The sequence below is a fragment of the Bradyrhizobium sp. STM 3562 genome, from assembly GCF_045571435.1.
Lineage (GTDB): Bacteria > Pseudomonadota > Alphaproteobacteria > Rhizobiales > Xanthobacteraceae > Bradyrhizobium.
Genome location: NZ_CP120694.1, coordinates 7,424,356 through 7,435,906 on the forward strand (window position 1 = coordinate 7,424,356; position 11,551 = coordinate 7,435,906).

The 11,551-nt window shown below is 61.5% G+C and carries 12 protein-coding genes and 1 tRNA gene; 7 read left to right on the forward strand and 6 right to left on the reverse strand.

The genetic code is table 11. The features are described 5' to 3' along the window. Positions 1-44 precede the first annotated feature (44 nt). Both P6U23_RS34305 and P6U23_RS34310 read left to right on the forward strand, forming a co-directional pair. Positions 45-929: a LysR family transcriptional regulator gene (locus tag P6U23_RS34305; protein WP_407176740.1), complete on the forward strand. Its 885-nt coding sequence runs from the start codon at positions 45-47 to the stop codon at positions 927-929. Between the two features lie 131 nt (positions 930-1,060). Then, positions 1,061-1,606 carry a TetR/AcrR family transcriptional regulator gene (locus P6U23_RS34310; protein ID WP_407176741.1) on the forward strand — a complete coding sequence of 182 codons (546 nt, stop codon included), beginning with the start codon at positions 1,061-1,063 and terminating at the stop codon, positions 1,604-1,606. Between the two features lie 221 nt (positions 1,607-1,827). Here the strand turns inward: P6U23_RS34310 and P6U23_RS34315 are convergent, their stop codons facing one another. After that, a complete protein-coding gene (locus tag P6U23_RS34315) occupies positions 1,828-2,292 on the reverse strand; it encodes a nuclear transport factor 2 family protein (protein ID WP_407176742.1) in 465 nt (154 codons plus the stop codon). Positions 2,293-2,685: 393 nt separating this feature from the next. On the opposite strand from P6U23_RS34315, the gene P6U23_RS34320 reads away from it, so the two are divergent. From P6U23_RS34320 to P6U23_RS34330, 3 genes are all read left to right on the forward strand, one after another. Beyond that, positions 2,686-3,675, forward strand: a complete 990-nt coding sequence (locus P6U23_RS34320; protein WP_407176743.1) for an LLM class flavin-dependent oxidoreductase — start codon at positions 2,686-2,688, stop codon at positions 3,673-3,675. 267 nt (positions 3,676-3,942) lie between these two features. Then, positions 3,943-4,659 carry a nuclear transport factor 2 family protein gene (locus P6U23_RS34325; RefSeq protein ID WP_407176744.1) on the forward strand — a complete coding sequence of 239 codons (717 nt, stop codon included), beginning with the start codon at positions 3,943-3,945 and terminating at the stop codon, positions 4,657-4,659. Positions 4,660-4,715: 56 nt separating this feature from the next. Beyond that, positions 4,716-4,985: a hypothetical protein gene (locus P6U23_RS34330; protein ID WP_407176745.1), complete on the forward strand. Its 270-nt coding sequence runs from the start codon at positions 4,716-4,718 to the stop codon at positions 4,983-4,985. A gap of 298 nt (positions 4,986-5,283) precedes the next feature. Here the strand turns inward: P6U23_RS34330 and P6U23_RS34335 are convergent. Together P6U23_RS34335 and P6U23_RS34340 are read right to left on the reverse strand one after the other, a co-directional pair. Further along, a tRNA-Glu gene (locus P6U23_RS34335) sits at positions 5,284-5,358 on the reverse strand. 238 nt (positions 5,359-5,596) lie between these two features. Then, entirely contained in the window at positions 5,597-5,935 is a 339-nt protein-coding gene (locus P6U23_RS34340; protein WP_407176746.1) for a hypothetical protein, read from the reverse strand. On the opposite strand from P6U23_RS34340, the gene P6U23_RS34345 reads away from it, so the two are divergent. Together P6U23_RS34345 and rpoH are read left to right on the forward strand one after the other, a co-directional pair. Further along, positions 5,934-6,947 (forward strand): RluA family pseudouridine synthase, encoded by a 1,014-nt coding sequence (locus tag P6U23_RS34345; protein WP_407176747.1) that lies wholly within the window; start codon positions 5,934-5,936, stop codon positions 6,945-6,947. The two genes, P6U23_RS34340 and P6U23_RS34345, sit on opposite strands and share 2 nt — an antisense overlap. Positions 6,948-7,163: 216 nt before the next feature. Beyond that, complete coding sequence (gene rpoH, locus P6U23_RS34350) at positions 7,164-8,063, forward strand: RNA polymerase sigma factor RpoH (protein WP_024507470.1); 900 nt, start codon at positions 7,164-7,166, stop codon at positions 8,061-8,063. Positions 8,064-8,157: 94 nt separating this feature from the next. On the opposite strand, the gene P6U23_RS34355 is transcribed toward rpoH, so the two are convergent. From P6U23_RS34355 to P6U23_RS34365, 3 genes are all read right to left on the reverse strand, one after another. Continuing rightward, positions 8,158-9,378, reverse strand: coding sequence for a GGDEF domain-containing protein (locus P6U23_RS34355; RefSeq protein WP_407176748.1), 1,221 nt, complete (start codon positions 9,376-9,378; stop codon positions 8,158-8,160). Positions 9,379-10,151: 773 nt separating this feature from the next. Beyond that, a complete protein-coding gene (locus P6U23_RS34360; RefSeq protein ID WP_407176749.1) occupies positions 10,152-10,538 on the reverse strand; it encodes a response regulator in 387 nt (128 codons plus the stop codon). Between the two features lie 295 nt (positions 10,539-10,833). Next, positions 10,834-11,079, reverse strand: a complete 246-nt coding sequence (locus P6U23_RS34365) for a hypothetical protein (protein ID WP_407176750.1) — start codon at positions 11,077-11,079, stop codon at positions 10,834-10,836. Between the last annotated feature and the right edge of the window lie 472 nt (positions 11,080-11,551).

The window sequence follows — 11,551 nt, forward strand, 5'->3', positions numbered from 1 at the left end:
GTGCGGAGACCGGCATAGGATCTATCGAGATTCGAGAGACCGTAATGGAGCGTATTCGAGACATCGAGGCCTTTCTTGCGATCGTTGAGCGCGGCAACCTGTCGGCCGCGGCGCGGCATCTGCATCGGTCGCTGCAATCGATCAGCCGGTCACTTGCCTCGTTGGAGCTGGATATCGGAGTTGAGCTCATCACGCGTACTACCCACCTCGCCCATCCAACGGACGCTGGCCTGGAGTTTTATCGGCGTACGAAGCCGGCACTATCGGAAATACGTTCGGCGAAGGACGACGCCCGGGCGAACGCGGTAGAGCCATCCGGAACGATCAGGATCGGTGCTCCCGTTCAACTTGGGCCCGACCATCTCGTCCCCGCTCTCGCACGTTTCATGGAGCAGTATCAAAAGATCGACATCGAGCTGGAGCTGGAGGATCGCTTCGTCGATATCGTCGGCGCGGGTCTTGATCTTGCGGTCCGTATCGGCGAGATACCCGCGTCGGACTTGAAGGCAAAACGTTTGGGAATGGCCAGACGGGTCGTGATCGGCGCGCCGAGCTATTTCGCGAGGCACGGACGACCTGATCACCCGAATGATCTTGTGAGACACCAATGCGTCTTCCGCAGTACGGACACCAACGCTGGCGTGTGGCGCTTTCGGGTCAATGGCAAGGCGCATAAGGTCAGGGTACAAGGGCGGTTAGGCGTTCAAAACGCTGCCACAAGTCACGCGGCGGTCGCGGAGGGGATGGGAATTGGATGGGTGCCGCTCTGGCAGGTCCAGCGGCTTGTGGAGAGTGGCAGGGTTCAGATTATTCTGGCGTCCTTCGAGGAGGCCCCCGTCCCGATACAGATTGTCCGGCCGATGTCACGGTTTTTGCCGGCAAGAACCCGCCTGCTTATCGACCATCTGGCCGAACGCTTGTTGTTCTAGGTCAACTTGAAATCGTACGACCGAACGTATAGTTAGTTGAACCTATGACGGAAGCAGCTATCAAAAATCCGAAGCCGGATGGTCGGCGAGCTAGGGGAGATCGGACCCGAGCGGCAATTCTTGAACAGGCCATGCATATAGCGGGGGTCGAAGGGCTCGAAGGCCTAACTTTTGGTCGCGTGGCGCTTGCCGCTGCCGTACCCAAGAGCACGTTGGCTGCGCTGTTCAAGGATCGTGAAGAGCTTCAGTTGCAAACCTTGCGTTATGGCGCGGAGGCGTTTGCCGATGCTTTGCGGGGGCGTTTACGCACTCGTTCGGGCGCGCTGGGGCGACTACGAGGGCTGTGCGATGCCTGGTTCGAGCTACTCGAAGAAGATCAGTTCCCAGGAGGATGCCTCGTAACCGCCGTATCCGCAGAGTATCGGGCACGCCCCGGTGCCATCCAGCAACTCGTTGCTGGATATCGAGAGGCCTGGCGGAAAACGCTCTTTTCTGCTGCTCAAGAGGCGCAGAAGGAAGGTGGTCTTGAGCCACACGTTGATCTGAGGCAGCTCACCTTCGAAATACTCGCCTTCCAAGAGGCTGCGCATGTAAATGCGGCCGATCGTCGGCGAGCCGGGCGGGCTATCGATATGTTACTGGATCGCGTGCAGCGAAAACCTTCAAGGAGAGCCTAGGCATTCGATAGCCGGCATTCGATAGCGTAGGCGCTTCGTCGTCCTGAATGCTATTTCAGCCAAGGTATTGCACGTTTCTCAGATGTTCCTTTAAGCACGCCTCCCAATCGATACTGAGTGGAAGCCTTCATCTAGGCACGCTCCTCGGAGGATGCGCTTGTCCGCTGACGCGGCAAGTCGGTATGCGATTTAACATCGAGATAACGAAAGTGCCGGAATGCCTATGCCGACGCGGCAGGCCCCGCCTTCTGAGCAGCAGCTATCGCCATGCGCTCAGCGAGACCGCGCGTGTCCCAGTACACCCTGGCTTCGTACATGCGGTCTCCCCGGACATTGAAGCGGTCCACACCTGTCCACGAAAGCGGCTGACCGGCTACGGTTGCTGTTGCCTTCCATTCGATCATAACGGCGTCGCCCGTCGGAGCCCAACGAACGACCTGAATGCGAAGATCAGGAAGCATCTTTAGAACACCCCTGAAGTGCTCAACGACTGCTTCGCGATCGCCCGGGTGCGCCATCGGCGGAATGAGGTTTTGGGTGTCGGGATGCATAAGGTCGCGGAGCGAGTCGGCGTCAGGCTTGTCCCAGCGCTGGGCGAAGCGACCCACAATATCCTTTGCGCGTGCGAGCTGCTCTGCGTTTGGCGCTACATATGCGTTCTCAGCGTGAAGACGAACTTCAGACACTGGGCTCTCCTTTTGCCAACAATATATACGATCGTACGTATATATTTGTAGGCAGTCAAGGGAGTACGTACGATCGGTCACTTTTTGAATAACGAGACTTCGCGGGCCAAAATGGGTAAAGCTGGAAAAGCGCGTCGGCGCGCGTCAAATCTTCAGAGATCCAATCGCCGCGAGCACACTCCATTCAAGCCGCGCCTCGGTAGGGTGCCGGACCGCCCGTTACCCCATCTACGCGCTACGCCGTGGTGTCAAAGCCGCCGATCGCATTGACCCGACGCAGATGGTCTCCATATAGCATCGAGGGAGGTGGAGAACGTCTCCGCTTTCCTTAGGGGTGCGCGGCTGACTTCCTCAATCGCTTCGCCCATGCAGGGCTTCTTCCGGGAGTACGCCATGACACCTCTGTCGATCCTCGACCTCGTCCGCGTTACCGAGGACACGGATGCGCGCGGCGCGCTCGACAATGCCCGCGATCTCGCCGTTCATGCCGAGGCCTGGGGCTATCGCCGCATCTGGGTCGCGGAGCATCACAACATGCCGGGTATTGCCAGCGCCGCGACGTCGGTCGTGCTTGCCCATATCGGAGGCGGGACAACCAAAATTCGGATCGGTGCCGGCGGCATCATGCTGCCCAACCACGCGCCCTACGTCATCGCTGAGCAGTTCGGCACGCTGGCACGGCTGTTTCCGGGCCGCGTCGATCTGGGTCTCGGACGCGCACCGGGCACCGACCAGCTCACGCTGCGCGCCTTGCGCCGCACGCCGGAAGCGGCCGAGAACTTTCCGCAGGACGTTCTGGAAGTGCAGGCTTTCCTGGCACCCGTCGGTCCCAGCCAGCGCATCCAGGCCGTGCCGGCGGCGGGAACGGAAGTACCGCTCTGGATTCTCGGATCAAGCCATTTCGGCGCAATGCTGGCCGCCGAACTCGGCCTCCCATATGCCTTCGCGTCGCATTTCGCGCCGGACGAACTCATTCCGGCGCTTAAGATCTATCGCAGCCGCTTCAAACCCTCCGAACAGCTTGACCGGCCCTATGCCATGGTCGGCGTCAACATCATTGCCGCCGGCAGCGACACCGAGGCACGCCGCCTCGCCACGACTCAGCAGATGTCGTTTACGAACATCTTTCGCGGCGCGCGCGGCTTGAGCCGGCCGCCGATCGACGACATCGAAACCTACTGGTCGCCCATGGAAAAGGCGCAGGCGATGCGCATGCTCGCACGCTCCATCGTCGGATCTCCCGATACGGTTCGTGCAGGGATCGACGCGCTCGTCAAGGAAACCGGCGCCGACGAGCTCATTGTCGTGTCCGATGTCTACGACCATGCCACGCGGCTGCGCTCCTTCGAACTGATCGCCGAGGTCGCCGGGATTCGGTCGTAGTCGCCTATTGCGCCGCCGAGACCGCGCTGCATGTTCTCAAGCAGTGGCCTCACTTGCACTTTTGCGCCGCCATGATTTCGCGGACGGCTTTTGTCGAGGAAGTTTCGGTATATGTCCAGAACGAGTCGTCTATTTGAACTGATCAGCGTGCTGCGCGCACGCAGGATGCCCGTTACGGCCCTTGGTGGCTTTATCGATCTCGGTTTCTGCACAAGCAGCTCCGGATCCGACTAAAAGAGGAACATCAGTTATGACTAATCACGAAGCTTGGAAAATATACGAGAAAATCTAAGCGCATGGAATACAACCTCGATTGAGCAGCGCTTGGAAATCGCCAACGAAGTTTTGAGTGAGAACATAGAGTATCAGACCGCTAGACATGATTTGTGCACTGGTCGAGCGCAAGTCATTGAAGATATGGCCACGTTTCATGAGAGATTCCCGGGACGCCATTTTGAAATAGGCGGTGTCTCTTCGCACCACAACGTGGCCTTATTAACTTGGGTTATCATTCAGGCCGATGGCAAGGAGTTTGCTCGCGGACGTGACCAAATCACCGTCGATCGCAACGGAAGGATTTCGAAAATTACTACCTTTGCGCCATCTGCAAATTTGCGTTTGGAGCTCACTTCGGTGAGCTCCTTTTTTTTGCACACTACACTGGAATCCGCTCTTGTCCGGCAAGCACGTGACTTCGAGCTAGGGACAAACGGCCCGATTGGAGCCGACGCGCTCGCGTGGCTCAAGACTTATCCGGCCGCGAATGAATACAGCTTCGGCACGAGCCCCCGATCGATGCACGCTTGGGTAATCTCGGATGCAGAAGGAAAAGACCTACAGCCACCCTTCTGGATTTGGTTGCGCCCGAAGATCGACCGAGTCCACACAGCACAGCCGGGGCGACGAGACAGCACGATCTGCCAAAAATGGATGCGTCGAACCTTCAGACTGTTCACCGAGGACATGGTCACGCAAACGAAATGAAGGTAGCTCCCCAACCGGAGGAGGCGCGTGCTCGCCTTTACCCCAGATTCGCCGAGATGCGCGCCGACGGCGTGTCCTGGGTGCTGGTCTACTGCGCCGACTACCGCGGCAGCCACTGGACGCGCCTGGACGCCAGCCGGTACGCCGATGATGTTCGGCTGTCCGACATCGAGCCGCGGTTTGTCTGCGAGGCATGCGGCCATCGCGGCGCCGACGTCCGGCAGGATTGGCAGACCGTCAGAAAAAGCCCCGCCGCAGTTGTGGGGGCGAGCGGGGCCAAAGTTGCGTCGCTCTGGGACTCGAACCCCCGATTCCTGGTTGTCTGATGTGACTAACGCCAAGTGGGGTATTCGCTTGTGCTCGGCTCGTCCAGCGCGCGCCGTGCATCAAGGATTCTGTTGCCCCGCTTCGGGCCTTCTGCCGAAGTGAAGCAGAGCCCCCCATCTAGCGCTGAGCCGGATCGGGTGATTGACCTTGGGGTCCTGCCACGGACACGATCGCAACCGGAGAAGACTAATGCTCACCAACCGCTCCATAGCCACGGCCGAAGGGGCAACGAGACGCGGTGGACGAGTCACCAACTGGACACCGCTTGGCTTCCCCGCACCTAAGTCGTTGAAATGGTGGCGCTCCCAAGGGGAATCGAACCCCTGTTTTGGCCTTGAGAGGGCCACGTCCTAACCGCTAGACGATGGGAGCGGAGGGCTCAGGGAATAGCCTTGAAATGCGTCGGCCGCAAGGTCGGCGAGGATCAAACCGGGCGGGAATGGGAGGCGGCGGGGCCGTTCATCCTTCGAGGCCCGGCTTGACGAGCACCTCCGGCGACAAGCGGCAAAGCCGCTCGCGCGGGGACGACGGAACTGGCGGCTGATCAGACCGCAGGGGCAAAGGCTTGCCGGAGGTTTCTCTGACTCGCCAAGTCCAGGCTCACTCGTCCCTACGGCTCATTGGCAAATTTCAGCCGGCCTGTCGGTTTCAGCGTCCGCGCGTCGAAGGTGCGGATTTCGGTCGTCCCGCCCACGTCGAGCGTGACCACGAGCTGGTCGCCGGCGACCGCCGTGGAGGTGATTCGGGCGCCCTTGGGCAGGACGGCGGTCACATCGGACGTCGTGGTGACGCTTCCCCCGCCGCGGAAAAGGCGGTAGCCGATGGCGATCAGAACGGCTGATATCGCGATGGCCGTGGTCAGGCCCGCGATCAGCATCATCCGCCTGACCCGTGCGACCAGCGCGGCCTGTTCGGGGGTCTGTCCGGGGAGTTCAGTCGTATCGGTCATGCAAGGCTCAATCGCTCACACCGCGCAAAAACTAGAGGTCACCGTCGCAGGCGACGAAGGATCGGCCCGGCTCGATCGCGTGCTGGCGCAGCGCGTGCCGGACCTGTCGCGGTCCCGGCTGAAGGCGCTGATCCAGCAGGGGCAAGTCGCGATCGGGGCCGTCCCCATCCGCGACCCCGCTTATCACGTGAAAGAGGGCGATACGATCACAATCGACGTGCCGGAGGCCACCGATCCCACGCCCAAGGGCGAGATCATCGCGCTTCGCATCGCCTACGAGGACGACGACATCATCGTCATCGACAAGCCGGCCGGGCTCGTCGTGCACCCGGCCGCCGGCCACGAGACCGGCACGCTGGTGAACGCGCTGATCGCCCATTGCGGGGCAAGCCTCTCGGGCATCGGCGGGGTGCGCCGGCCCGGCATCGTGCACCGGCTGGACAAGGACACCTCCGGCCTGATGGTCGTGGCCAAGAACGACCTCGCCCATCAGTCGCTGACGGCACAATTCGCCGATCACGGCCGCACCAACGAAATGGAGCGCGGCTATCTCGCCTTCGCCTGGGGCGTGCCCAACCGCGCGCGTGGCACCATCGAGGCGGCGATCGACCGCCATCCGTACGCGCGGGAGAAGATGGCGGTCCGCGCCGGCGGCCGCGCTGCGGTCACCCACTATGAGGTGCGCAAGACCTTTGCAGGCCGCGACGGCAAGCCGGTGGCCTCGCTGCTGGCCTGCCAGCTCGAGACCGGACGGACCCATCAGATCCGGGTGCATCTTGCCCATATCGGCCATCCCCTGCTGGGCGATGCCGTCTATGGCCCGCATTTCAAGACCAAGGCGAGCCAGCTCGGACCGGAGGCGCAGGCCGCCTTGGCCGGCCTTGGCCGTCAGGCACTCCATGCATACCTCTTGGTATTGGAGCACCCCCGCACGGGGCAAGTTTTGCACTGGGAAGCGCCGCTGCCGGAGGATTTGCTTCTCCTGGAGCGTACGCTGGAGGCGGCGAGATGACGCAGGGCCTTTAGAAAACGTAAGCTATCCCAATATGTTATATCTGCCACACGGGGACGTGACCCCCACTATCCTTCCCTGAGGGGGTCGTTTCGTTGTAATGTTGCAATGCGTTGAATGAGCAACGCGGAACATCGCAAGATGACTGGCTTTAACCAAGCGGTCACCTGCCTGGCCCGCCGCTATCGGGGGCCTGAACAATCTGGAGGGCGCTAGATGGCCCGTGCAGCTACATTACCGGTTCTCAACGGAGAATCCGGACTTTCACGATACCTCGCCGAGATCCGTCGGTTCCCCATGCTGGAGCCGCAAGAGGAATATATGCTCGCCAAGCGTTGGCGCGAGCATGACGATCGCGACGCGGCACATAAACTCGTCACCAGCCACCTCAGGCTCGTGGCCAAGATCGCCATGGGCTATCGCGGCTACGGCTTGCCGATATCCGAGGTCGTCTCGGAAGGCAATGTGGGCCTGATGCAGGCGGTGAAGCGGTTCGAGCCCGAGAAGGGCTTCCGCCTCGCCACCTACGCAATGTGGTGGATCAAGGCGTCGATACAAGAGTACATCCTGCGTTCCTGGTCGCTCGTGAAAATGGGCACCACCGCGAACCAGAAGAAGCTGTTCTTCAACCTGCGCAAGGCGAAGAGCAGGATTTCCGCCCTGGACGAGGGTGATCTGCACCCCGACCAGGTCAAGACTATCGCCAAGCGCCTCGGCGTGACCGATCAGGACGTGATCGACATGAACCGCAGGCTGGGCGGCGATGCCTCGCTGAACGCGCCGATCCGCGACGACGGCGAGGCCGGCGAATGGCAGGACTGGCTGGTCGACACCACGCCCAACCAGGAAGCCATGATGGCCGAGCACGAAGAATATGACCACCGCCGCGAGGCGCTGAACGGCGCAATCGGCGTGCTCAACCCGCGCGAACGCCGCATCTTCGAGGCGCGGCGGCTCGCGGACGAGCCGATGACGCTGGAAGACCTCGCCGCCGAGTTCGGCGTATCGCGTGAGCGCGTGCGCCAGATCGAGGTGCGCGCCTTCGAGAAGGTGCAATCGGCGGTGAAGGGCGCGATCGCCCGCCAGGAGGCGGCCGCGCTCGAGGCCGCGCACTGACGCGAAAGTCAAAGGGCTCGTCGCACCTTCGGGTGCGAAACATGGCGGATCGAAACGAGACGAAAAAGCCGGCGGCAACGCCGGCTTTTTTGGTTTAGGCCGGCTTGCGCACGGCCTTCGCGTCCGCCGGCTCGGGCTCCGGCACCAGGCTCGGGGCGAGCGCGCTGGCCGCGTAGCGGTTCTTGCCCTCCTTCTTGGCCGCATAGAGCGCCTCGTCCGCGGCCGCGATCAAGCGGTCGGGGAAGTTGCCGATCTCGCGCGTCCATTGTGCGACCCCGATCGAGACCGCGATCGGAATGTCGGCGCCGACACAGCCTTCGGCATCCTGGCGGCAGACGTCGAGCACCCGACGCGCGATCATGATGCCTTCGCGCAAGCTGGATGACGGCAGCACGATGCAGAACTCGTCGCCGCCGGTGCGGGCCAAGAGGTCGCCCGGCCGCAACCGGGTCTGCGCCATCAGGGTGAAGTGCTGCAGGCAGGCATCGCCCGCGGCATGGCCGTGGGTGTCGTTGATGGATTTGAAGCCGTCGAGATCGATCACCAGAAGCGCGAAGGGCTCGCCGCTGCGCTCGGAGCGCGCGCATTCCTCGGATAACCGCTGCACCAGATGCCGCCGGTTGGCGACGCCGGTCAGATCGTCGATCAGCGCGAGGTCGGCGACCTCGTTGCGCAAGCGATCCATCGCCATCAGCAGGTAACCAAAATTCAGCGCCATCGCCAGGAACACCTGGACCAGGATCAGCGCGGCCTGAGGTGCGTTGAAATTGATCACCGTCAACGTGCCGGCAACCGGCGAGAGCGCCCAGATCGAACGGATGACATGGACGCCGATGATGAGGCAGCCGATGATGCCGGCCAGACGCGCGCCGGGATTGTCGCGCGCCTCCCGACGCATCAACAGCAATGGCAGCGTCGTGGCGAGCGGGATCGACTGTCCGAGCGAATAGACGGCGATGCGCATCGCCATGTTGTCGTCGACGACAAGAAAGAAGGTAAGGCACGCGCAGCTCGCCACCAGAACCAGCACCGCGGCAAGCCAATTGACGCTGAGGTCGTAAAACCGCCTGACGCCCATCACGGCAAGAGACATGGCGAAGATCATCAATCCGCCGCCTCCGACCAAAGGAAGCAGCGGGTCCATCGTGCCCCGCAGCATGCTCACGGCGGCGCCGAGAGTGGCCGAGAGCGAGGCCCCAGCCCAAAACCTCGCCGCGGTGAATTTGGGATAGCTTCTCGCCACGTAGGTCCAGACCAGGGCCATGGCGAGGAAATTGAGAACGATGGTCACCCACAGCGTCGGAACACTCAACATCGCGGCAGCAGAACGCGCATCGCTCTGTCCCCTGTGTACGCAAACAGCCCCATGGTTTACCCCGTTATCTTGCGGGCAAGATGCGACGGGCTGGCTTAACGGACCCTCAATCGCCAGGGCCGAATGCATCCTGTGGTTTTGAATTGATGAAGAGCGGATTGGTGCAGCATTAACCCTGACGAGGCCTTGCATCGCCTCGCCCGCCTCTCGCGATCACGAGAAAGCGCCGGCACGCTTCGGCGAAGAACTCTCGCAAAAAGCACGTCGCTTTGCATATGAACTGTGGATAACGCGATGACAGCGGCGTGACAGCGCGGGGCAGCGGCCCGCGAATCTGTTGAGCTTGGTTTTCGAGGATGATGCGAGGCTGGCCCTCCGCCGAGCATGCCTCTCGTATCGCGTTTCAACCATTCTAACCCTTACGAGGATACTATGGCTAAGAAAGCGAAGAAGGCGAAGAAGGCGAAGAAGGCCAAAAAAGCCAAGAAGAAGTAACCTTCAACGCCCGGGTGGAGCCGCGGCTCTGCCCGGGCGTCCGGGACGATTTTTGCGATGACTGTTTGAGAGGACGTCGGCGGGCTTGGCCCGCTGTTTTCATATCTCGAGTTGTCGTCGCCCGCGAAGACGGCCGACCCAGCATTCGACGGACGCAATTGGGACGCAGAGTCTCACGCCGGCCGCGCGTTACTGGATGCCCCGCCTGCGCGGAGCACAACGTTCGAGTCGACCCCGCTCGTGAACGCCGCGAAACCCGGCTTCAATATGCACTGACCCTATTCCCTCCCCGCAAGCACTTGCGCCATGGTCGCCTCGCGCAGCACGTCGAGCGGAGCCCAGGGTTTGGGCCAGAACTTGGTGCCTTCGGGAAGCGGCTGCGGCAGCGGCCTGCCTGAGGTGACGACCACGTCGAGCCCCGGATGATGCTGCTTGGCAATATGGGCGAGCTCGACGCCGCTCATGTGGCCGGCAAGGCTGACATCCGTCATCATCAGCGCCAGATCGCCGGCCGCCTTTTGCAACACCCGCTCGGCCGCTTCGGCGCTCTCGCATTGAATGACGTCGTAGTCGCATTCTTCCAGCAACACGCAAAGCATCTCCCGCTGCATGGCATCATCCTCGACGACGAGCGCGGTTGAACGAAGCGGTTTGGATTGTCCCACGTTGCGCCTCCCGGAAATTTGCAGTTCAAAAGTAATTCACGTTAAGGCCGGAGGCTGCTGGATGGTTCGGTTCCATCCGAAAAATTGCTGAAAAATCGCAAGTTCGGAACTCCTGCATCATCGTTGCTCGGATGGAGGCGCCGTCATTTCCGGGATGTGGCTGCAGACACTTCGCTTCGCCGGCGACCCTCGCGCGCCTCCGCGCCACAAACACCAGCGGCCCATCGACCAGGCTGACCAGCGTGTAGCTCGCGAAAAAAATGGCCCCTCTGCGGGGCCATTCTCAATTTAGGAGTTAGTACTCATCCGAGTAGTAATGGCGCCGGATGATGACGTCGCGGTCGCGATCGTGGTGGTACCAGCCGCGATGCCAGCCGCGGTCATGTTCATAGAACTCAGCACGCGGCCCTCGGTAATCTCGATCGCCGTAGTAGTCTCGGTCGCCACCGATGTGAACGCCAAACTCCGTAGCACTGGCTATGGTCGGCGCTCCAACCGCAATCGTCGCCAATGCGGCCAGCACGTAAGACAGTTTCTTCATGTTCCTCCTCCGTCAGTTGCGCAGGGGAAACGAATTCCGATGGCACCAGTTGCAGAAACCAACGAGGAACTTTTTTGAATATATGTTCACCATCATTGCTTAGTTCATTGGCGCACGACAATGGTGGGCGCAAATCGAAACTGCGAAAAGAAGCGGTTGCCGTCGCGGCGAGATTCGCGGCTTCATAGTTTACGGCTCTTGCTTCGATAGATGGTGATACGACGCGCGTAGGGCGCGATCTGACTCGGCCGAAACAGGCTTCTCGACCCGTTGCCGTCGCCCTGAGGAGGCCGCGAAGCGGCCGTCTCGAAGGGCGACGGCCCGCCTCTCACAGCGGGGCCGTTCATCCTTCGAGGCTCGCTTGCGCGAGCACCTCCAGCGACAAACGGCAAAGCCGTTTGCGCGGGGATGACAGATTGAGATCGGCGGCGGGCCTGGTTGGGGACGGCTCCCGGCATAAAAACGGCGGGCT